Here is a 20,338-nt window from a genome sequence, read left to right as displayed (position 1 = left end):
CCCATAACTTCTTTTTTGGTGATGCCGATGGAGCCAAAGTTTCAGATTCTTGAGAAAAGGGAGGACTCGATTAAGTTCATCGTCGAGGGGATAGACGTTCCCTTCGCCAACGCCCTCAGGAGGACCATTCTTGCCGAGGTTCCCACCTTCGCCGTTGATGAGGTCGAGTTCTTTGAGAACGATTCCGCCCTCTTCGACGAGATAATCGCCCACAGGCTGGCGATGATTCCGCTCACCACCCCTGCCGAGAGGTTCTCTCTCGATGCGCTCGAGCTCGACGACTACACCGTCACTCTGTCCCTTGAGGCCGAGGGTCCCGGAATGGTTTACTCCGGTGACCTCAGGAGCAGTGACGAGGCGATAAAGCCGGCAAACCCCGACATACCAATAGTCAAACTGGCAGAGGGACAGAGGCTGACCTTCAACGCCTACGCGAGGCTTGGCAGGGGTAAGGATCACGCCAAGTGGCAGCCGGGCTTCGTCTACTACAAGTACCTCACCAGGATTCATGTGAGCAAGGAGGTTCCCGACTGGGAGGAGCTCAAGGAGCTCGCCGAGAGGCGCGGTCTTCCAGTGGAGGAGACCGGGGAGGAGCTTATCATCACGACCATCAAGGCCTTCTACCTTCCGAGGAAGTTCGAAGGTTATGAGGGGGACAAGATCCGGGAAGAGGTAGTGCCCGGTGCCTTCGTCTTCACCGTCGAGACCAACGGAGAGCTTCCTGTGGAGGAAATAGTGGCCACAGCGCTCAAGATACTCATGAGGAAGAGCGATAGATTTATAAACGAACTCCATAAATTAGCCGACTGACGCGGGGGTAGCCGAGCCTGGCCAAAGGCGCGGGATTCAGGGTCCCGTCCCGTAGGGGTTCCGGGGTTCAAATCCCCGCCCCCGCACCAGTATTTACGCTCACCCCGTTGGACCTGTCGGTTTCCCACCTGCGAGAGAGCGTTAGGGAGGTATGTTCATGGTCAAGAGAACCGGACCCACTGACATTAACCTGAGGAGGCTCATTCGCTACCTCAGAAAGAAGTCGAATGAAGAAGGGGTTAAGATCTGGAAGGACATCGCCTGGCGCCTCGAGAGGCCCAGGAGGCAGAGGGCTGAGGTGAACGTCAGCAAGATAAACCGCTACACCAAGGAGGGTGACACCGTCATCGTTCCGGGAAGCGTCCTCGGCGCCGGAAAGCTTGAGCACAAGGTCACCGTTGCCGCCTGGAAGTTCAGCGAGAGTGCAAAGAAGAAGATAGTCGAGGCCGGTGGAGAGGCCATCACCATCGAGGAGCTTATGGAGAGAAACCCGAAGGGTAGTGGAGTAATCATAATGGAGTGATGGGCCATGAGGATAATTAACGCTGAGGGACTCATACTCGGAAGGCTCGCCTCTAAGGTGGCCAAGATGCTCCTTGAGGGCGAGGAGGTCGTCATAGTCAATGCCGAGAAGGCCATCATCACCGGAAACCGCGAGGACATCTTCGCCAAGTACAAGCAGAGGACCGAGCTGAGAACCAGGACCAACCCGAGGAAGGGTCCGTTCTACCCGAAGAGGAGCGACGAGATAGTCAGGAGAACCGTCAGGGGAATGCTTCCCTGGAAGACCGACCGCGGAAGGAAGGCCTTCAAGAGGCTCAGGGTCTACGTTGGAATCCCAAAGGAGTTCGAGGGCAGGGAGCTTGAGACCATAAGCGAGGCCCACATGTCAAGGCTTGCAACCCCGAAGTACGTCACCGTTGGCGAGGTTGCCAAGTTCCTCGGTGGAAAGTTCTGAGGTGAGAAAGATGAGGGTCATTCAGACTGCTGGTAAGAGGAAGACGGCCATCGCGAGGGCCACCATAAGGGAAGGAAAGGGCAGAGTCAGGATCAACCACAGGCCGGTCGAGATCATTGAGCCGGAGATAGCGCGCTTCACCATAATGGAGCCGCTCGTCCTCGCTGGCGAGGAGATAGTCAGCAAAGTGGACATAGACGTCAAGGTCGAGGGCGGTGGCTTCATGGGTCAGGCCGAGGCCGCTAGGGTTGCCATAGCCAGGGCCCTCGTCGAGTGGACCAACGACATGAACCTCAAGGAAAAGTTTATGAAGTACGACAGAACCATGCTCGTTGGGGACAGCAGGAGAACCGAGCCGCACAAGCCCAACCGCTCCACCAAGGGTCCGAGGGCCAAGAGGCAGAAGTCCTACCGCTGACCGCTTTCCTTTAATATTCGAGAAGGTGATACGGGTGATAGTTCCCGTCAGGTGCTTCACGTGTGGGAAGGTCATAGGTGACAAGTACTACGAGTTCAAGGCCCGAGTTGAGAAGGGCGAGGACCCCGAGAAGGTCCTTGACGACCTCGGGATTGAGAGGTACTGCTGCAGGAGGACCCTCCTCAGCCACGTCGAACTCATCGATCACGCGATGCAGTACAGAGTGTATTAAAAACCGCACTTCTCGGGGGGCCGTGGGGTAGCTTGGTCTATCCTCCCGGCTTGGGGTGCCGGAGACCCGGGTTCAAATCCCGGCGGCCCCACCAAACATTTGCACTGGATTGGGTTGGAATGTGGAAGCAGGGGTGGTAGTCATGTTTAAGTATACCCGCTTTGAGAAGGCCCGTATCATTGGAGCCAGGGCCCTTCAGATAGCGATGGGTGCTCCGATACTCATCGACGTTCCAGAGGGAGTGACCCCGCTCGATGCCGCGATGCTCGAGTTTGAAAAGGGCATAATTCCGCTCACCGTAATAAGGCCGAGCTGATGAGAGATGACCGTGATAGAGAACGTAATCGGCAGGGTCGCGGTGCTCAGGGGGGGCAGGTATTCCGTCGAGGTGGACGTCATAACCAGCTCGGGCTTTGGAAGGTTTGCCGCGCCCATAGACGAGAACCCGAGCCTCTACATAGCCGAGGCTCACCGCGCCGTGAGCGAGGTTGATGAGATAATCGGGCCCGAGCTGATAGGCTTTGATGCGAGCGAGCAGGAGCTCATAGACAGCTACCTGTGGGAAATAGACGGCACCGAGAACTTCAGCCACATAGGGGCGAACACCGCCCTGGCCGTTTCAATAGCGGTCGCCAAAGCGGCAGCGAGTGTCAAGAAGATGCCCCTCTACGGCTACATTGGAGGCACGTTCACGACCGAACTTCCGGTTCCGATACTTGAGGTGGGGGGCGGCGAGAGCTTTGACTACTACGTGATGGTCAGGGATTTGATGGAGATTACCGACGTCGTCGATGCCGCCAACAAGGTCCTCGAGCACGCAGGGGACGGAACAGTGGAGGCATTTTCGAAGGCGACCGAGAAGGCGACCGACGAGCTAGGCCTTGAGGTTGCCCTTGGCCTCGTGCAGAAGGTTCCAATGGAGACCGAGAAAGTGCTGTCGATCGTCGAGGACAACAACGTTGCCTACATAAAGCCGATCGGGGAGGAAGAGCTGTTCCTCGAACTGATAGCCGGGACCCACGAAGTGTTCGTCGATGGTGAGTACCTCTTCCGCGAGAAGGATATACTCGACAGGCGCTACTACAACGCGCTCTCCATAAAACCCATAAACCTTGGCACTCTCACCGACTTATACAACCTCGTGAACGACGCCAAGTCGGAGAGGATCGTCCCAATCCTCGCGGAGGCTCGCTACGAGTCCTCCGACGAGGCCCTGGCCCACGTTGCTGTGGGCCTTCGCTGTCCGGCGATGGTGCTCCGCAAGGATTCCATCGCCAAGCTGAACGAGCTGATTCGCATAGCGGAAGATTTGGGTGAAAGGGGAAGGATAATAACCTTTGAAGGATAGAGGAGGTGTGAAGAATGGAGGAATACCTTGTTCCGCTCGACCAGTACCTTGCCGCCGGTGTCCACATCGGCACCCAGCAGAAGACCCAGGACATGAAGAAGTTCATATACCGCGTTAGGCAGGACGGTCTCTACGTCCTCGACGTCAGGAAGACCGATGAGAGGCTCCGCGTTGCCGGTAAGTTCCTCGCCAAGTTCGACCCGGAGAACATACTCGCCGTTAGCGTCAGGCTCTACGGCCAGAAGCCGGTCAAGAAGTTCGGCGACGTCACCGGCGCCCGCTCCATACCGGGACGTTTCCTCCCGGGAACAATGACCAACCCGCAGGTCAAGAACTTCTTTGAGCCCGACGTGCTCATCGTCACCGACCCGAGGGCAGACCACCAGGCCATGAAGGAGGCCATCGAGATCGGCATACCGATAGTGGCCCTCGTCGATACCGAGAACTTCCTCAGCTACGTTGACGTTGCTATCCCGACCAACAACAAGGGTAGGAAGGCCCTCGCTCTCATCTACTGGATCCTCGCGAGGGAGATACTCTACAACAGGAAGGAAATCGAGAGCAGGGAGGACTTCAAGGTTCCCGTTGAGGACTTTGAGATGAGGATCATCAGGACCTGAGGGGCTAAAGGTTTTTAACGTTCCCCTCTTTACACTCCCTCGCGCGGGGGTGCCCGAGCCTGGCCAAAGGGGCCGGACTTAAGATCCGGTGCCGCAGGGCTTCGCGGGTTCGAATCCCGTCCCCCGCACCAAAGCTTTAAAAGTCCGTTGCGGTAGGTGTGTTGGATTAAGATCATGAGGTGATCACGATGGCGAGATTCCCAGAGGCTGAGGCCAGAATCTTTAGGAAGTACATTTGCATGCGCTGCGGCGCTACCAACCCGTGGAAGGCCAAGAAGTGCAGGAAGTGCGGCTACAAGGGTCTCCGCCCGAAGGCTAGAGAGCCGCGCGGTGGAATGGGACGCTGATGTCTGCCCTCTTGGTTTTTCATTCTCGTCATTTTTCTCGTGTTCCTGTCATCAAGAATTGAAAGGATTCAGGCACGGGTTCACCTGGATCCCTTAAGCTTTGTCAGCATGTCCTCGAGAAAAGCTATGCCGTCCTCCAGGAGCTTTTCACCCGCTGGGGTGAGTTTGTAGTACTTCCTCGAGGGCTTCCCAGTCTGGCTCTCCTGCCACTCCGCCGTTACGTATCCTTCCTTCTCGAGCTTGTAGAGGACAACGTACGAGCTGACCGTTGCTGGTTCGAAATCAAAGGCTTCTCTTATCCTCTCCTTCAGCTCGTAGGCGTACATTGGTCTCTCCCGGAGGAGCCGGAGTATGTACAGCCAGAGCACCTCCTTCGTGATCTTGTTTCTGAGCCTCTCCATGGGCGTTGTCATGATCCCACCCTAACTTTTATGGTTTGCAAATATTTTGGCCCCATTTAATTTAAACGTTTTGGCAACAAGTTTTTATTCGGTGACGTACAAGAACCTCTAGGGTGGTAGAATGGAGTTCGACCTGAACGCCATGATGGGCGACGTTGGGGTTGGGGCACTTGTCGGTTTCATAACGGGCTTTGCCTTGAAGAAGCTGATGAAGCTGGCGATGGCGATAATTGGGGCGTATCTGCTGAGCCTCTTCTGGCTCGAGCAAAAGGGAGTTATAATAATAGACAAAGACAGACTGTTCAACCTCGCGGGGGACTGGAGCCACGAAATCCTGACCCTCGGTGAAAAGGTCATGGGTATTCTGCCGGGAACCGCCGCGTTCATGGGTGGCTTCTACCTCGGGTTCAAAAAAGGGTGAGGTCAGACCCTTCCCCTGTAAAGAATTTTCACGAGCTCCTCGGGAAGGCCCTCCCTCTTGATTTTTTCCTCTATGAGCCTCTTTTCCTTTTCGTAGTCCACTTCTATGAACTTGGTGTGGAGCGTGTCTACATCAACCAGAGCGAAAGTGGCTTTGTGGTTCTTGTCCGGTGGGTAGCCAATGCTTCCGGGGCAGATGACCCTTCCATACCTTGTCATGGCATTGACTGGGTACTTTGGTGACGCAACGAAGAGTACTTCATAGTCCTTAACGGGTCGCATTATGGTCTCGTAATAGCTCGTTGGCTGGTCTGGTAGTACTATCCCTTCAAAGGGATTGAGCGGGCTTCCGTAGACGCCAAAGATGTCGTTCTTACCGATCTTGTCCACGAGGTATATCGGAAGGTCCCTAAGGAACTCCCTGCCTTCATGTCCCAGCTTCTCCCAGGTGTATTTGAGGGCCTTCTTGATGTGGTCGGGATAGTCCAGCTTGTCTATGTAGTCCGGCCCCTCTGCGTGGGGGTCGCTCGCAGCTATCGCCTGGTCAAACTCACCGCGGATTACCTTGACGGTGTTGGCCTTGATGAGGTCGTCGAGCGTGTCGAGAACTTCCTTGGGATACGGGAACATGCCTACGACGTTGCCAATGATGTAGTACTTCTTGATCTCATACCCCTCCTCCTTGAGGACTTCTATCCTCTCGAGGGCCTTTGCTAGGGCCGGGAGGTTACCGTTTATGTTGGCCAGAACAGCGACGTACACCATGCCTTTCACCCCCTCTTTTTCTTACCTTGGTATACTAAAAGCTTCGAGGTATTTAAACGTTTCGGGGCTGGTGGAGGAAAGGCTTGGGAAAGATGGCGTCAAAAGGGAAGGCGTCCCTTCTTCCGTCTAACCCTCTTTTCCCTGCTCATGCTTTCCAGGTAGAGCAGAAGCGCGTCCTCTATCATGCCCATCACCTCCCTTTGCTTTTTATTGGTGGTTTCTGCCTCTTCTATGCCGTCGGGAAGTTCCGAGGGTAATTTGAAGGGCATTGGCCTCCGAAGGTACCGGCGGGACTTTTAGGCACTATTGCAATTGGGCACTGGGCCATTCTATGGGACAAACCTTGAGAAGTCCGAAGTCCAATTAAAGTCGATTTCTTTTGGGGGCTTTTTGTGAGTGTTTGTGCTTTTAATGGTCTTTGGCCTTGGACTTCTACCACATGGATAGAGCACATTCAAGAGTCCCCACTTTCGTGGCTAGACTTTGGGAGAATCACAAGCTTTGATGAAACTTTTGCCAATCAAAAGTTCTATGGCGGACCGGCGGGGATTTGAACCCCGGACCTGCGGCTTAGGAGGCCGCCGCCCTATCCTAGCTAGGCTACCGGTCCACTGCCCGCTATTCCCTCCAAGGAAAGGGTATTTAAAGTTTACGGTCTACCCGCTAAGGGGGTGAGTGGTATGGACGAGTTGGACCTTAGGATACTGTCGCTCCTCCAGGAAAACGCCCGGCTCTCGTACCGCGAGATAGCAAGGGAACTCAAGATCGCGGTGGGCACGGTCTACAACCGCATAAAGAAGATGGAAGAGGAGGGTGTAATCAAAGGCTTTGCACCGATTCTCGACTACGAGAAGATAGGCTTTGGACTCACGGCGGTCATCGGCGTCAAAGCCCAGGGAAGGAGGATACTTGACATAGAGCGCGAACTGGCTGCCCACGATAGGGTGATGCTTGTCTACGACATAACCGGCGAGTTTGACATCGTCGTGGTCGCCAAGTTCAGGGACAGGGCCGATATGAACCGCTTCGTGAAGTGGCTTCTTTCCCTGGAGGGCGTGGAAAAAACGAACACCAGCGTGGCGATGCAGGTTGTGAAGGAAGATACCCGGCTCAAGCTAACGGAGGACTAAAACCTCTTCGAGGAAGCGCCTTGCGAAGTCCTCAAAGCTCTCCACTGGGAGGAGGACCTCTTTCCCGTTCACCTTTCCCTCGAAAACCAGCTTTCTGGCCGTTATCTCGCGTATCTTCTCGAAGTCCGAGTTCTCCTTAACAGTTTTCTCCAGAACCCTGGTGAATTCCTCCTCACTGGCTGGCCTGACCACGCCCTCTATGACTATCTTTCTCCCGCACTCCTCCTCTGTGCAGGTGAATTTGAAGGGGAGGCCGGGCTCGACCTCCACCGGGACGGTCAGCCCAGCGGCGTTGTATATGAACACCCTCATCTGGATCACTCCAGCTTTATCAGGCTCTCCACTGGAATGCTGTACTCTTCCCTCAGCTTCTCCACGATGTCCCCGACGCTGATGAGGAAGAACATTCCGACTGGCTTCGCTCCAGCCTGCCTGCACATCTCTAGGAGGGCCCGCTGGGTCTCTCCGCTCCTGATGACATCGTCCACGATGAGGACGTTCTCGCCCTTCTTGAGCGCCCACTGGGGGAGGTACAGCGTCGTGACGCTTCCCGAGGCGCTCGGCACGTAGCTGACCTCGTAGAACTTCTCGACTCCTACCTCCTTCTTCTTCTTGGCGTAAACGACATCAACGTTCAGCTCCCTCGCCACGTGGACTCCGAGGGCTATTCCGTCCGTGGCGGCCGTTAGAACCTTGTCCACGTTCTTGTCCATGTACCTGCTAGCCACGTCTTCCGCTATGAGGCTCATCAAAGCAGTGTCGCTGAGGACGGGCATGTTGTCGAAGAACCCGTACTCGTCGAACTTTATCCTCTTCCTGACCTCCTCCTCTATGTTGATGTACGGGAGGAGTAGCTCGAGGAGCTCTTTCGTCCTCTCGGCACTTGGAAGGACCTTTCCCCTCACGTACCTGTTCAGCACGGTGATGGGGAGGCCGGTTATCTTGGAGAGCTCCTCGTAGGTGTAGGTCTTCTTGAGCAGCCTGAGCACCCTGACAAGTCTCAGCTTCTCCTGCACGGACTTCAGCTGACTCATGCTCTCACCTCCGGTGCCCCAGAATTAACAAGAAAATGTATAAATAGGTTTCGGTCACTCGAGGTCATTTACAACTTTCCTGCGGTACTCTTCCACAACGTCGCCGTATTCACGCAGAATGAACTCCTTGGTTACCGGCTCGCCCTCCGGGTGGTTGAGGCCGGGACAGAACGAGTCGAGCTTCACGTAGATTTTCATCTTCTTTCCGTGCTTGACGAAGACGAAGGGGTAAAGCCTGCACGCGAGGGGCCGATGGGAGTAAATTCTGCACCTCTTGGTCTCGGGGTCGAGAAAGACGCAGGCTTCATCGAAGGGACGCTTTTTAAGGGCGTAGCTGAGGAACTTGTCGCCGCGATAGAACATTTTATCGTAGTCCACGAATTCCCAGGCGCTGTAGCCGAGCTCCTCTATCCTTTCAATGTCTTCGTCCCTCACAGGGATCTCCAGCTCGTAGCAGCACCTTCCGCAGTTTTCGAGGCACTTAAATTTAAAGGCCGGGTCGTGCTCGACCTCGAAGGTCTCGAGGTCGATGGTCGCGACCCACCGTTTCTTCAACCCCTCACCCCCTGTAGGAGCTGGCTATCAATGTCTCGGTCATTTCGATGTTCTTTATCCTTCTGAGAACCTCATCGTGAAACTTGTCCAGTTCTTCTATGCTTCCGACTTCGACGCGGAGGATTAGGTCGTATTCCCCGTAAACCCTGTATATCTCCTTTATCCTTTCGTTGTTCTTGAGGGCCTCGTAGACCTTCTCTTCGGTTCCGGGCTTGACGACAACGAGGACAAAGGCCTCAATCATATCCCAAACCCTCCAAAGTTGAACTTCTTGGCCATCTTAGCCAGCTTTCTCTTGTCCATACTCTTGAACATCTTCTTCATTTGATTGTACTGATTGAGCAGTTCCCTGACTTCAGCTGTGCTGGTTCCAGAGCCCCTGGCGATGCGCTTTATCCTTGAGTAGTTGATTATCTCGGGGTGTTCGAGCTCTTCCTCCGTCATCGAGTCCATTATCACCCTGTACCTCTTGAGCTTCTCCTCACCGACCTTGACCGCGTCGTCCGGGAGGGAGTAGCCGAGGCCCGGGATCATTTGGAGTATCTGCTTGAGAGGCCCCATCTTCTGCATTGCCTCAAGCTGGGCGTACATATCTTTGAGGTTGAACTTACCCTTGAGGAACTTCTCCAGGTCCTCTTCCTTGAACTCCTGCTGCTTCTGCAGCTCCTCAAGTTTCTCCAGAAGTCCCTCTATATCGCCCATTCCGAGTAGCCGTGAGACGAAGCGCTTGGGGTCGAAGGCTTCGAGGTCGTCTATCCTCTCGCCAACACCGATGAACTTTATCGGAGCGCCAGTTGCGGCGACGGCCGAGAGGGCTCCACCGCCTTTCGCGCTTCCGTCGAGCTTGGTGACTATTATGGAGCCTATCGGCGTGGCCTCCTTGAACGCCAAAGCCTGGTTGTAGGCCTGCTGGCCGATGGTTCCGTCTATGACGAGTATGACCTCGTGGGGCTTTATGGCCTCGCTTATCTGCCTCATCTCCTCGATTAGCCCCTTCTCCTCCTTGTGCCTTCCCGCGGAGTCCACGATTATTACATCGACGCCCTTTTCCCTGAAGTACTTCACCCCTTCCCTCGCGAGCTTAACGGCGTCCTTCTCCTCTGGATCACCGGCGACCTCTATGCCGTACGGTTCAAGGAGCTGTTTGAGCTGGTAGTACGCTCCGGGCCTCCAGGTGTCGGAGCAGACTACGCCGACCTTGTATCCCCTCTTCTGAAGGTGCCGCGCCAGCTTGGCCACACTCGTGGTCTTTCCGGAGCCCTGTATGCCGACGGTGAGCAGTACCGTTGGCTTCTCCTTTATCTCGAGGGGCTTTGCCTCCTTTCCGAGGAACTTTGTGAGCTCTTCGTAGACTATCTGGATTATGTGCTCCTTCTTTGAGACTCCAGCCGGTGGCTCCTCCTCAAGGGCCCTCTTCTCTATCGTTTTCGTTAGCTGGAGAACAAGCCGCACATTGACGTCCGCCTGAATGAGAGCCCTCTGTATGTCTCGCACTACCTCCTTTATCGTCGCCTCGTCCACGGTGCGCGAGCGGGCGAGCTTTTTAAGTGCGCTGTTGAGGGCTTTTCCAAGCTTTTCTAGGGCCATTTTCTCCCACCGTAGTGATGGCGTCTCCAAAGTTTATAAACGGTTGGGTTATCGGGAGTTCCCCGTCGAATGTTCTAATGTGCTCTTTTTTCAATATCTGGAATGAGAGAGCCGTTTTTATGGAACAACAGTGTTCATTCAGATACAAAATGGGACGGTACTGCTTTTTTAGCAGAATAACGGACTTTCGGGGGCATCTATGAAAATTTGGGGGCTGACAATCCTTTTAAACACATATGGGGCTATATATAATCGGGAACAGCTGAAAGGGGGTGAGAGAGATGATACCTCTGGCCCACCTCTACAGCTACATGGTTGAGAGGGAGATGGAGAGGAGAAGGAGGAAGGCCATTCCCGAGGAGCTCGAGTACGTTGAGGGGCTGATGGAGTGATAAAATCGGTTTGTTGATTGATTTAATAAGCCACTTTTCTATTCTCCGTCGGTGGTGTTATGAGGATTCACTACAGGTAATGACCAATAATCAACGATGCTATTGGAAGGGCCCTGACGGATTCTATAGCTGAGTCTGCCCTCAAGGCGGAGTGTGCCCAAGCGCCGGGAGCTTGGGTTCCAAGGGGCTCCCCGGTGTGCACAAGATCCCGTGATTACCAGTGATTAGACAATTGACGATATTATCTTTAACGAATGTCTATGGGAAAGCTTTTTATATTTTAAAGTGGTATAGTTCAGTGGTGACACCTATGACGACGGTGATTAAGAAAGATACCAAAAGGTTTTTGAGGGAGTTAAAAACTCATTACGGCGATGTTTGGAGGATTCCACACAGTAACTATCTGGCAAAGCCAGATTTCGTCGTTATTGACCCCAGAAGCGGCAGGAAAACCAAGGTGAGCTTCGTCTCCCTCGACGATGGGGGTGTGGTTGGCGTCGTCTACGACGACCTCGGCTGAACTTTCGCTTTTTGACTGATTCAGTCCGTTCTGTTTTGTCCGTTGGAAATCATTAAATACTTCCACATCGTAAATTTTCCGGTGGGAATAATGGCCACTGACGTTTACCGTGAGGCCCTTCGTCTGGCCGCTGACATAAGGGACAAGTACCTCAGGGCGGTTACCTACGCTAAAATTGGCTACTACATGTACAAGGCCCGGAAACCAGAGTATGGGACGGCCTTCAAGTACGCCTTCAACGCCGCCTCCTCGATAGAGAACCCTGTTCTTATGGTCAGGGCACTCTTGGAGATCGGAACCTACCTCTGGCTGACCGGCTCCAAGACGGCCAGGAAAGTCTTTGGGCAGGCTCACGACGCTATAGTTGAATTTCCTGACGCCGTCAGGGACGACCTTCTGAACGAGCTGGTGATGAGGCTTCTCGAGCTGGGCCTGGTGGACGATGCCCTGTTCTACGTCTCCGACATTAAGGACACCGTCAAGAGGAACGACCTCCTACTGAGGATCCTCAGGGTATACCTAAAGAGGGGGAACATGAGAAAGGCGGCCATGATAATAGGGCAGATCGACGAAGAGCCGTGGCACTCGATAGCGGCCATTGAAGCCATCAAAGAGCACCTGAAGCGCGAGGAATTTGGAAGCGCGATAAGAGTTCTGTCGGAGCTGAGGAGTGAGTATTGGCTGGGTGAAGCGATGAAGGAGGTCGCGATCTACCTAAAGACCTCAGACGTCCCAAAAGCTACCTATGAGAAGTTCGTGGACATAGCCCTGTCCCTTTCCGGGGAAGCGGGCTCGGACGTCCTCAACTCCCTCCTGATAGGTCTGGGCAGCCAGGGAGAACTGGAATTTGTAATGGGAATATTGAAGAAGCTGCCGGAGGAGCAGAGGTGGAAGGTTCTTGAGGGCATCGTGAGGGCTTCTGCCGACAAGGTTGATATCCTGAAGAGGCTCTTGGGGCTTCTTAAGGGTGAGGAGTACGAGCGCATGGCTGTCTTCGTGATGGACCAGCTCCTTTCCAGGCCCGTCGATGGGGGGTACGCCGAACTCGTTAAGTCGATAGGCGAGCGGACTAAGGAGGACGCCGTTCTGGTGAAGGTGGCGACGTATCTCTCCAAGCTGGGGGACTTTGAGAAGGCCTGGAAGTTTGCCTCCCGCGTCCGCGGCCACTACCTGCGCTCCCTCGCTTTTGGAAGCATCGCCGTGGCCAAGCTCAAGGCCGGTGACATCGATGGGGCGATAGATGCGGCCCTTGAGGTACGGGATCCCAAGTGGGGCTCCTGGCTTCTCAGCGAGATACTGACCAAGATACTGGAGCTTCAGGCTAAGGGTGAGGTTCTGGAGGACATACACGAGAGGGCGGAGTACCAGAAGAGTCTCTGGGAGGGGGGCTAACGTTTTAAGGCCCCCACCATTTCTTCTTCCAGGTGATACCATGCCAAGGATAGCAATTATTGGAGGCTCCGGAGTCTACGACCCCAAGCTGCTTGAGAACGTCAGGGAGGAGTTCGTGAGCACGCCCTACGGAAGGGTCCGGGTGAAGCTAGGTGAGTACGATGGTGAGGAAATAGCATTCCTGGCAAGGCACGGCGAGGGGCATAGTGTTCCTCCACACAAGATAAACTACCGCGCGAACATCTGGGCGCTCTATGAGCTCGGCGTCGAGAGGATCCTCTCGACCTCGGCAGTTGGCTCGCTCAACGAGCTGATGAAGCCCGGCGATTTCGTAATCCTAGATCAGCTCATGGACTTCACTAAAACTAGACACTACACCTTCTACGACGGTGAAGATAGCCCCCACGACAGGAAGTTCGTCGCCCACGTGGACTTCACCGATCCCTACTGTCCCGAGCTGAGGAAGGCCCTCATCACCGCTGCCAAGGAGCTCGGCTTTACGTATCACCCCACTGGAACCTACGCCTGCATGGAGGGTCCAAGGTTCGAGACGAAGGCCGAAATCAGGGCGCTCAAGATACTCGGTGCCGACGTCGTTGGCATGACCCAGTGTCCCGAAGCAGTTCTCGCCCGCGAGCTCGAGATGTGCTACGCCAGTGTGGCAATAGTTACGAACTTCGCAGCGGGTATAAGCAGGGAGAAGCTCACCCACACCGAGGTCGTCGAGCTGATGGCCAGGAAGAGCGAGGAGATTAAGTACCTCCTCATGAAGTCCATCAAGTACATTCCGAAGGAGAGGCACTGCGCCTGCAAGGACGCCCTGAAGGGCGCTACCGGAGACTGATGTCCTTCCCTGTTCTTTTCTCCCCTCAGAAGTGCTTACGTTTTGAACTCGAGGTTAAAGAAAGTGTTTAATAGTAGGCTGCCCTAATTCTTTCGGTGATGGAAATGAAGTACGACGTTGTGGTTATAGGGGCGAGCGCCGGGGGAATCACGACAGCCATCTCTGCCAGGAAGTTCTACCCGGACAAGAGCGTTCTTGTCATAAAGAGAGAGGAAGTGGGCATGATTCCGTGCGGAATTCCCTACATCTTCGGAACTCTCGGGGGCGTTGATGATGACATACTTCCCGTCGAGAAGTTCCTTAAGCCCCTCGGCGTCGAAATCCTCACCGATGAGGTCACGGAGATAGACCCGCGGGGGAAGCTCGTGAGAACCAAGTCGGGGAAGGAAATCCGCTGGGAGAAGCTCGTCATAGCAACTGGTTCGAAGCCGGCAAAGCCGGACTTCCCGGGAGGCGAGCTGGAGGGAGTCTACACCGTTCCGAAGGACTACCACTACCTCAAGGAGCTCCGTGAGAGGGTTGAGGAAGCCCAGAGGGTCGTCATAGTTGGTGGAGGCTTCATAGCCCTCGAGGTCGGCGACGAGATAAGGAAGCTCGGCAAGGACGTCACGCTTATCGTCAGGAGCAGATTGCTAAGGAGCTCCTTTGACCCCGAGTTCAGCGAGATGGTAGAGGAGAGGCTTAAGGAGAGGGGCATCAAGGTTGTCTACGGCCAGGTCGAGAGGCTTTTAGGCGATGGGAAGGTCGAGAAGGTCAGGCTCGTTGACGGAACCGAACTTCCTGCCGACCTCGTGATACTCTCCGTCGGCTACCGCCCCAACGTCGAGCTGGCCGTCAAGGCTGGGCTTAAGGTTACTCGCTACGGCATATGGACCGACGAGTACATGAGAACGTCTCACCCCGACATCTTCGCGGTCGGTGACTGCGTCGAGCACAGGGACTTCTTCACGGGTAAGCCATACCCCCTCATGCTCGCCTCGACGGCCACCTTTGAAGCCAGGATCGCCGGCGCGAACCTCTTCAAGCTCCAAATCGTGAGGGAGAACAGGAGGACGATAGGGGTCTACTCAACCCACATAGCCGGCCTCACCCTCGCGGCCGCTGGCTTGACCGAGGAAGCCGCCAAAAAGGAAGGCTTCGAGGTCATAGTCGGCTACGGAAAGGGCCCTGACAGGCACCCGGCGAAGTTCCCCGACACTTCGATGGTGACTGTTAAGCTGATCTTCTCCCGCGACCGGGGAGCGATCCTCGGTGCCCAGATAGCGGGCGGAAAGAGCGTTGGAGAGATGATAAATATCCTGGCCTTGGCGATACAGAAGAGGCTCACCGCCAGCGAGCTCTACACGCTCCAGATAGCGACGCACCCGCTCCTCACGGCTTCACCCGTTGGCTACCAGATCCTCCAGGCCGCGGAAGATGCTCTGGCGAAGCTGAGAACCTGAAGGATTGTGCGAGTTCATCTCTTCTTTTTGTTTTGGCCTTTTGGAAAAGTTTGATCAAAGAATTCTCCTTTGTCAAACTGGCAGGAATCAAAGCGTGCATTCCAAAATCTGCCCGCGAATAGGGTTCAACCTCAAAACCTGCCTCTTGGACTGTTTCACTTTTTATTCTGGCGTCCTTTGGACGCCTTGAGGAGAGTGAAACACTGTAAAACTGCCAATTGGAGAGTAAACCACTCAGAGACCAAGCACTCTTAGAATTTCACGCGAGTTTTTCCGTCAACGCTTGCGCAGGCTTAAATTGAGGGTGTGGGGGCGTAGCCCCACTCCGGGGGTTTGAGAGTATAGGAGGCTTTTAAAAAAGCTTCACCAAAAGTTTGTAGCTCTTCGCGTTGCCGTGTTTGGGAAGTTTGGTTTTTCTCTTCTGAGGGTTTTATGAGGTTGGAAAGAACAGCCGTCCAAGTACCGGTTTATCTGTGGATTTGTTTCTCTTTGACGCCCTTTGGGCGTCTTTTAGGTAAATCCCTTCACAAGGAATCCGCGAGAGAGTTTCTCCATCAAAATGTTGGTTTTGAAGTGAGAAAACCTCGTCAAGAATTGCACTTCAAGTAAGGAGCTACGAACCTTGATCAAACTTCGCGCAGGCGAAGTTTGTTAGAATGGTGCGGTGGCCGGGATTTGAACCCGGGCCAGCGGCGTGGCAGGCCGCTGTCCTAGACCAGGCTAGACTACCACCGCACTCCGCGGCCCGTTACATACTCACCTGCGGGTGATTTATAAATCTTTCGGTTCTCCCGAACGGTTAAATTTATAAAGCGTTTCCGAGAAGGGTTAGCGGGCAGTGCCCCGGTGGCCTAGTCTGGATAGGGCGCGAGGCTGCGGACCTCGAGGTCCGGGGTTCAAATCCCCGCCGGGGCGCCATAGAAACTTTTGCCAAACAAAAGTTTCATCAAAGCTGGTAGCTCCTTCTCAAAAGTTAAATTCTGTGAGATTTTCTCTTTGAATGACCAATTGAACTTTAGAACATTTCAATTGTCCTTTGAGCACGGTTTGACCTTTAAATCGACGCCTTCGGGCGTCATGGGGGAGAGTAAACCCTTTATCGGGGCTTACCTGAAATGTTCTCTCCTGAAAGATGGGCATTCAATGAGTAAAATCCTCCCTCCTGGGCCTTTTGACGGAGAGCTACTAACTTTCGGTGAAGCTCTTTCCTAAGCGTCTTCTGCAATGCTGGCGGAAGATTAGGTGTATTCTGATAGTTGCTCGTTTTTGGGTGGGTTTCTCATGAACTTGTTCTTTTGTGAGTGTTTCATTCCACAGGGCGCCCGAAGGGCACCAATAAGAGAAAAGAAATCTTCGCAAGACGTCTCCGGAAGAATATAACAAAACCAAAACCGGGTGTCAAATTCTTCTCAGCCCGGGGAACCAGACCTTCTTGCCTTTCTTCTCCTTCTCCTCGTCCCACTCGGCGAGTATCTTTACTGCCTCGCTTGCAACCAGCGCCGCTTCCTTCTCGCCGGCCTTTCCGAACTCGTTGGTAACGCGGTTGGCGAAGACCGCGCAGACGCAGCCTGCTCTTAGCCCGTAGATGCTTGCAAGGGTATAGAGCGTTGCAGCTTCCATCTCGAAGTTGGTAACCCTCGCTTGCCTCAGGTCGTCGAGAATGTTCCTAGCGAAGCTCGGGAAGTAGCCGTTTAAGCCCGGCCTCCCCTGGCCGAGGTAGAAGCTGTCGGTTGAGGCTGTTATGCCGATGTGGTAGCGAACGCCCAGCGTTTCAGCGGCCTCGATGAGCGCTAAAGTGACCTCCAAGTCGGCCACCGCAGGGTACTCGACCCTTACGTACTGCTTTGACGTCCCCTCAAGCCTGACGGCCGCTTTAGCTATAATCAGGTCCCCGATTTCCATTCCGGGCTGGATTGCACCGGTCGAGCCGACTCTAATGAAGGTGTCGGCCCCTATAGCCGCTAACTCCTCAATCGCTATCGCCGTTGAGGGTCCGCCTATCCCTGTCGAGGTCACGCTTATCGGCACGCCTTTGTACTTACCCGTGTGCGTTCTGTACTCACGGTGGAAGGCCATCTCTTTGGCCTCGTCCCAGAGCGAGCTTATCTTCGGCACCCTCTCGGGGTCGCCGGGGAGGAGGACGTACCTTGCCACGTCGCCGGGCTTGCAGGCTATGTGGTACTGATAGCCCTCCTCCGTCTGCGGCCTCTCAGCTGAAACGAACTTCTCTCCCATTGTGACCACCCATCGCCGTTGTGATACCGGTATAGACCTCTGACCTAAAAAAGCCTTGGGTGGTAGTATTCTTCGGAATCCTCTCAGCGTCCGGGACGGGTTGAAGGTATTTAAAGTTTGAAGCCCAGTACCTGTCGGAGGTGAGAGAATGACGGAGGTTCGGTATCCAGCTGTGGCTGGAAGCTTTTATCCCGCTGATGAAAGCCTCATCGAGATGCTGGAGGAGTTCTTCAATGACCTGGGAGAGGAGGGAAGCGAGAGAAGAATCACCGCTGGCGTTGCACCTCACGCGGGTTATATATTCTCCGGCTACACTGCATCGAGAACCTACAAGGCAATCTTTGAGGACGGTCTCCCGGAGACCTTCGTAATCCTCGGTCCAAACCACACCGGCCTTGGCTCGCCGATAGCTGTCTATCCCTCCGGCGAGTGGTTGACCCCGCTCGGAGAAATCGAAGTTGATGCGGAGATGGCGAAGGCCATAGCCAGGCTCTCGGGCATAGCCGATTTAGACGAGCTGGCCCACAGGTACGAGCACTCCATCGAGGTTCAAGTTCCCTTCATTCAGTATCTGGCCGAACTCGCCGGAAAGAAGGTCAGGATAGTCCCAATAACCCTCGGAATCCAGGACGAGGAGGTTTCGAGGGCCCTTGGGAGGGCAATCTTTGAAGCCTCGCAGGAGCTCGGCAGGGACGTTGTTGTTATAGCGAGCACGGACTTTATGCACTATGGAGCTATGTACGGCTACGTGCCCTTCCGCGTTAGGGCCGACGAGCTCCCCCACAGGATAAAGGAGTGGGACTTCCGGCTCGTCAGGAGAATCCTCGACTTCGACGTGGACGGCTTGTTTAGAGAGCTCCGTGAGATGAACCATACGATGTGCGGGCCGGGGGCTGTTGGAACCGCAATCGTTTACTCGCGCTCCGCTGGAGCGCTTGAGGCCGAGCTCCTCCACTACACGACGAGCTACGAGGTGAGCCGTTCAACCGATGCGGTTGTGGGCTACGCGAGCATCGTGATGAGAAGGTAGAACCAAAAGCCACATAAACTTTCACTCCTTTCACTCCGGGAGGGTTCAAAATGAGGGTTTTGGCTTCCGCTCCGGCGAAGATTATCCTGTTCGGCGAGCACAGCGTTGTCTATGGAAAGCCAGCGATAGCGGCCGCCATCGACCTGAGAACCTACGTGTGGGCAGAGTTCAACGATAAGGGGGCAATACGGATAGAGGCGAAGGACATACGCGTCCCAGGTTTAACCGTTTCATTCTCCGAGGACGAGATTTACTTCGAGAGCGACTACGGCAAAGCCGCTGAGGTTCTCAGCTACGTCCGCCAGGCGATAGAACTGGTGAGAGAAGAGGCCGATGCTAACGGAAGGGGCATAACCGTCTCGATAACGTCCCAAATTCCAGTCGGTGCCGGCCTCGGTTCATCGGCGGCGGTGGCTGTGGCGACCATCGGGGCGGTCTCAAGGCTCCTCGGCCTCGAGCTGAGCAACGAGGAGGTAGGAAAGCTCGGCCACCAGGTTGAGCTCCTCGTTCAGGGGGCGTCGAGCGGAATAGACCCAACCGTCTCTGCCATTGGTGGCTTCATTCACTACGAGAAAGGGAAGTTCGAGCGTTTACCCTTCATGGAACTGCCCATCGTTGTCGGCTACACCGGCTCGAGCGGCTCAACGAAGGAACTCGTCGCGATGGTGAGGAGAACCTACGAGGAGATGCCTGAGGTCATCGAGCCGGTACTCGTGGCTATGGGTAAGATAGTCGAGAAGGCCCGGGACGTGCTCCTCTCGGAGCTTGACGAAGACGTCCGCTTTGCCCAGCTCGGAAGGCTGATGAACATAAACCACGGTCTCCTAGATGCCCTCGGAGTCTCGACTAAAAAGCTCAGCGAGCTGGTCTATGCCGCCAGGACCGCCGGAGCGCTGGGTGCCAAGATAACCGGCGCCGGCGGCGGTGGCTGCATGTACGCCCTTGCCCCGGAGAACCAGAGCGAAGTGGCAACGGCCATAACCATAGCCGGTGGAACGCCGATGATAACGCGCATAAGCGGAGAGGGGCTTCGCATAGAGGAGGTTCTGCCATGATAATCGTCAAGGTTGGGGGAAGCGTCTTCAGCGACAAGAAGGGTGAGCCGGAGAACTTTGAGGGTGAGACCGTCAGGAACATAGCGATGGAGATCGCTTCCTTTTATCCCGACGAGAGCTTCATAGTCGTTCACGGGGGAGGGAGCTTTGGTCACCCTGAGGCGAAGAGGTACGGAATAAGGGAGGGCCTTCCCGGGAACTGGAAGAAGGCTCACCTCAGGAGGATAGGGTTTACAAGAACCCACCAGGCGATGCTTAGAGCTAACGCCAGCTTCATAGAGGCCTTCCTCAGGGAAAACCTTCCCGCCTTCTCGGTCTCGACCTCCTCAGTCTTCATCACCGAGAATGGAGAGGTTGCCTACGGTGACCTGGAGGTCATCGAGCGGCTCCTCGAGCTGAAGTTCATTCCTGTTCTCTTCGGCGACGTTTCGATCGACCTGGCGAAGGGCATCGACATACTTTCCGGCGACCAGATCATCACATACCTCGCCAAGATGCTCGAGCCAGACAAGGTTATATTCCTCATGGACGTCGATGGAATCTACGACGGAAAGCCCGGTGAGGGAGAGATGATTCAGGAGCTCCAGAAGGAGGAGATAGACTTCCTCCTAGAGAGGCTCCACTGCACCGCCGCGGGGACGGACGTCACCGGTGGCATCTGCAACAAGCTCCAGGAGGCCAAGAAGATAGCCGAGCACTCGGAGGTCTGGTTCGTGAACGGGAAGGTTTATGGAAGACTGAGCGGGGCAATAAGGGGCGACGGCTTCGGGACGAGAATAGCCTTGTAACGCCTTTCAAGCGTA

General features: G+C 54.9%; 26 protein-coding genes and 6 tRNA genes. 22 read left to right on the top strand and 10 right to left on the bottom strand.

The annotated features are described in order from the left end of the window. Positions 1–27: 27 nt before the first annotated feature. The 12 genes from CL1_RS03085 (at position 28) to CL1_RS03030 (ending at position 4,733) form a co-directional block, all read left to right on the top strand. The gene (locus CL1_RS03085) at positions 28–810 is read left to right on the top strand and encodes a DNA-directed RNA polymerase subunit D (RefSeq protein ID WP_014788438.1); all 783 of its coding nucleotides are present in this window, start codon (positions 28–30) and stop codon (positions 808–810) included. 1 nt (position 811) lies between these two features. Further along, positions 812–899 (top strand) — tRNA-Leu (locus tag CL1_RS03080). 68 nt (positions 900–967) lie between these two features. Next, entirely contained in the window at positions 968–1,333 is a 366-nt protein-coding gene (locus tag CL1_RS03075) for a 50S ribosomal protein L18e (protein WP_014788437.1), read from the top strand. Positions 1,334–1,339: 6 nt separating this feature from the next. Then, the gene (rplM, locus tag CL1_RS03070; protein WP_014788436.1) at positions 1,340–1,768 is read left to right on the top strand and encodes a 50S ribosomal protein L13; all 429 of its coding nucleotides are present in this window, start codon (positions 1,340–1,342) and stop codon (positions 1,766–1,768) included. 10 nt (positions 1,769–1,778) lie between these two features. After that, on the top strand, positions 1,779–2,186 hold the full coding sequence (locus CL1_RS03065) for a 30S ribosomal protein S9 (RefSeq protein ID WP_014788435.1): 408 nt from the start codon (positions 1,779–1,781) through the stop codon (positions 2,184–2,186). A gap of 34 nt (positions 2,187–2,220) precedes the next feature. Beyond that, positions 2,221–2,418, top strand: a complete 198-nt coding sequence (locus CL1_RS03060) for a DNA-directed RNA polymerase subunit N (protein ID WP_014788434.1) — start codon at positions 2,221–2,223, stop codon at positions 2,416–2,418. A 16-nt stretch (positions 2,419–2,434) separates the two neighbouring features. Beyond that, positions 2,435–2,512, top strand: a tRNA-Pro gene (locus CL1_RS03055). Between the two features lie 48 nt (positions 2,513–2,560). Beyond that, on the top strand, positions 2,561–2,734 hold the full coding sequence (locus CL1_RS03050) for a DNA-directed RNA polymerase subunit K (RefSeq protein ID WP_014788433.1): 174 nt from the start codon (positions 2,561–2,563) through the stop codon (positions 2,732–2,734). Between the two features lie 6 nt (positions 2,735–2,740). Then, positions 2,741–3,766 (top strand): hypothetical protein, encoded by a 1,026-nt coding sequence (locus CL1_RS03045; RefSeq protein WP_014788432.1) that lies wholly within the window; start codon positions 2,741–2,743, stop codon positions 3,764–3,766. A 14-nt stretch (positions 3,767–3,780) separates the two neighbouring features. Continuing rightward, on the top strand, positions 3,781–4,386 hold the full coding sequence (gene rpsB / locus CL1_RS03040; protein WP_014788431.1) for a 30S ribosomal protein S2: 606 nt from the start codon (positions 3,781–3,783) through the stop codon (positions 4,384–4,386). Between the two features lie 43 nt (positions 4,387–4,429). After that, positions 4,430–4,517, top strand: a tRNA-Leu gene (locus tag CL1_RS03035). Positions 4,518–4,574: 57 nt separating this feature from the next. Then, positions 4,575–4,733, top strand: a complete 159-nt coding sequence (locus CL1_RS03030; protein WP_012571071.1) for a 50S ribosomal protein L40e — start codon at positions 4,575–4,577, stop codon at positions 4,731–4,733. 80 nt (positions 4,734–4,813) lie between these two features. On the opposite strand, the gene CL1_RS03025 is transcribed toward CL1_RS03030, so the two are convergent. Next, positions 4,814–5,146 carry a PadR family transcriptional regulator gene (locus tag CL1_RS03025; protein ID WP_014788430.1) on the bottom strand — a complete coding sequence of 111 codons (333 nt, stop codon included), beginning with the start codon at positions 5,144–5,146 and terminating at the stop codon, positions 4,814–4,816. A gap of 109 nt (positions 5,147–5,255) precedes the next feature. Here CL1_RS03025 and CL1_RS03020 point away from each other — a divergent pair, with 109 nt between their 5' ends. Further along, positions 5,256–5,555, top strand: coding sequence for an FUN14 domain-containing protein (locus CL1_RS03020; protein ID WP_014788429.1), 300 nt, complete (start codon positions 5,256–5,258; stop codon positions 5,553–5,555). 2 nt (positions 5,556–5,557) lie between these two features. Here CL1_RS03020 and CL1_RS03015 read toward each other — a convergent pair whose 3' ends face one another. Together CL1_RS03015 and CL1_RS03010 are read right to left on the bottom strand one after the other, a co-directional pair. Beyond that, complete coding sequence (locus CL1_RS03015) at positions 5,558–6,319, bottom strand: metallophosphoesterase family protein (RefSeq protein WP_014788428.1); 762 nt, start codon at positions 6,317–6,319, stop codon at positions 5,558–5,560. Between the two features lie 532 nt (positions 6,320–6,851). Then, a tRNA-Arg gene (locus tag CL1_RS03010) sits at positions 6,852–6,929 on the bottom strand. Positions 6,930–6,999: 70 nt separating this feature from the next. On the opposite strand from CL1_RS03010, the gene CL1_RS03005 reads away from it, so the two are divergent. After that, a complete protein-coding gene (locus tag CL1_RS03005) occupies positions 7,000–7,449 on the top strand; it encodes an Lrp/AsnC family transcriptional regulator (protein ID WP_014788427.1) in 450 nt (149 codons plus the stop codon). Here the strand turns inward: CL1_RS03005 and CL1_RS03000 are convergent. Genes CL1_RS03000 through CL1_RS02980 form a run of 5 tightly spaced genes read right to left on the bottom strand, consistent with a single transcriptional unit; the run spans position 7,435 to position 10,625 of the window. Beyond that, complete coding sequence (locus CL1_RS03000) at positions 7,435–7,761, bottom strand: hypothetical protein (RefSeq protein WP_014788426.1); 327 nt, start codon at positions 7,759–7,761, stop codon at positions 7,435–7,437. The genes CL1_RS03005 and CL1_RS03000 overlap by 15 nt on opposite strands. A 5-nt stretch (positions 7,762–7,766) precedes the next feature. Next, on the bottom strand, positions 7,767–8,483 hold the full coding sequence (locus CL1_RS02995) for a phosphoribosyltransferase family protein (protein WP_014788425.1): 717 nt from the start codon (positions 8,481–8,483) through the stop codon (positions 7,767–7,769). A 54-nt stretch (positions 8,484–8,537) separates the two neighbouring features. After that, positions 8,538–9,038, bottom strand: coding sequence for a YkgJ family cysteine cluster protein (locus CL1_RS02990; protein ID WP_014788424.1), 501 nt, complete (start codon positions 9,036–9,038; stop codon positions 8,538–8,540). 4 nt (positions 9,039–9,042) lie between these two features. Beyond that, positions 9,043–9,282: an Lrp/AsnC ligand binding domain-containing protein gene (locus tag CL1_RS02985; RefSeq protein WP_014788423.1), complete on the bottom strand. Its 240-nt coding sequence runs from the start codon at positions 9,280–9,282 to the stop codon at positions 9,043–9,045. Continuing rightward, positions 9,279–10,625, bottom strand: a complete 1,347-nt coding sequence (locus tag CL1_RS02980) for a signal recognition particle protein Srp54 (protein ID WP_014788422.1) — start codon at positions 10,623–10,625, stop codon at positions 9,279–9,281. Before CL1_RS02980 ends, CL1_RS02985 begins: the two co-directional genes overlap by 4 nt. Positions 10,626–11,327: 702 nt before the next feature. Between CL1_RS02980 and CL1_RS02975 the strand changes: the two genes are divergently transcribed. The 4 genes from CL1_RS02975 to CL1_RS02960 all read left to right on the top strand — a co-directional run bounded on the left by CL1_RS02975 (position 11,328) and on the right by CL1_RS02960 (position 15,215). Then, positions 11,328–11,537 (top strand): hypothetical protein, encoded by a 210-nt coding sequence (locus CL1_RS02975; protein WP_014788421.1) that lies wholly within the window; start codon positions 11,328–11,330, stop codon positions 11,535–11,537. A gap of 90 nt (positions 11,538–11,627) precedes the next feature. Further along, positions 11,628–12,929, top strand: coding sequence for a hypothetical protein (locus CL1_RS02970; RefSeq protein ID WP_014788420.1), 1,302 nt, complete (start codon positions 11,628–11,630; stop codon positions 12,927–12,929). A 40-nt stretch (positions 12,930–12,969) separates the two neighbouring features. Continuing rightward, on the top strand, positions 12,970–13,773 hold the full coding sequence (gene mtnP / locus CL1_RS02965) for an S-methyl-5'-thioadenosine phosphorylase (protein ID WP_014788419.1): 804 nt from the start codon (positions 12,970–12,972) through the stop codon (positions 13,771–13,773). Between the two features lie 98 nt (positions 13,774–13,871). Further along, a complete protein-coding gene (locus CL1_RS02960; protein ID WP_237266292.1) occupies positions 13,872–15,215 on the top strand; it encodes an NAD(P)/FAD-dependent oxidoreductase in 1,344 nt (447 codons plus the stop codon). A 657-nt stretch (positions 15,216–15,872) separates the two neighbouring features. Here CL1_RS02960 and CL1_RS02955 read toward each other — a convergent pair. Continuing rightward, positions 15,873–15,950 (bottom strand) — tRNA-Gly (locus CL1_RS02955). Between the two features lie 105 nt (positions 15,951–16,055). Here CL1_RS02955 and CL1_RS02950 point away from each other — a divergent pair. Then, positions 16,056–16,133 (top strand) — tRNA-Arg (locus CL1_RS02950). A gap of 480 nt (positions 16,134–16,613) precedes the next feature. Here CL1_RS02950 and udp read toward each other — a convergent pair. Beyond that, entirely contained in the window at positions 16,614–17,450 is an 837-nt protein-coding gene (gene udp, locus CL1_RS02945; protein ID WP_014788417.1) for a uridine phosphorylase, read from the bottom strand. 148 nt (positions 17,451–17,598) lie between these two features. Here udp and CL1_RS02940 point away from each other — a divergent pair, with 148 nt between their 5' ends. From CL1_RS02940 to CL1_RS02930, 3 genes are read left to right on the top strand one after another with little or no spacing between them, the layout of a single operon-like run. Next, positions 17,599–18,480, top strand: coding sequence for an MEMO1 family protein (locus tag CL1_RS02940; protein ID WP_014788416.1), 882 nt, complete (start codon positions 17,599–17,601; stop codon positions 18,478–18,480). Between the two features lie 50 nt (positions 18,481–18,530). Next, on the top strand, positions 18,531–19,535 hold the full coding sequence (locus tag CL1_RS02935; protein ID WP_014788415.1) for a mevalonate kinase: 1,005 nt from the start codon (positions 18,531–18,533) through the stop codon (positions 19,533–19,535). Then, complete coding sequence (locus CL1_RS02930; protein ID WP_014788414.1) at positions 19,532–20,323, top strand: isopentenyl phosphate kinase; 792 nt, start codon at positions 19,532–19,534, stop codon at positions 20,321–20,323. The genes CL1_RS02935 and CL1_RS02930 overlap by 4 nt, the downstream gene beginning before the upstream one ends. The last annotated feature ends 15 nt before the right edge of the window (positions 20,324–20,338 follow it).

Source organism: Thermococcus cleftensis (genome assembly GCF_000265525.1).
GTDB lineage: Archaea > Methanobacteriota_B > Thermococci > Thermococcales > Thermococcaceae > Thermococcus > Thermococcus cleftensis.
Note: the sequence above shows the minus strand (reverse complement) of the source record. Positions and strands in the feature narration are given on the sequence as shown.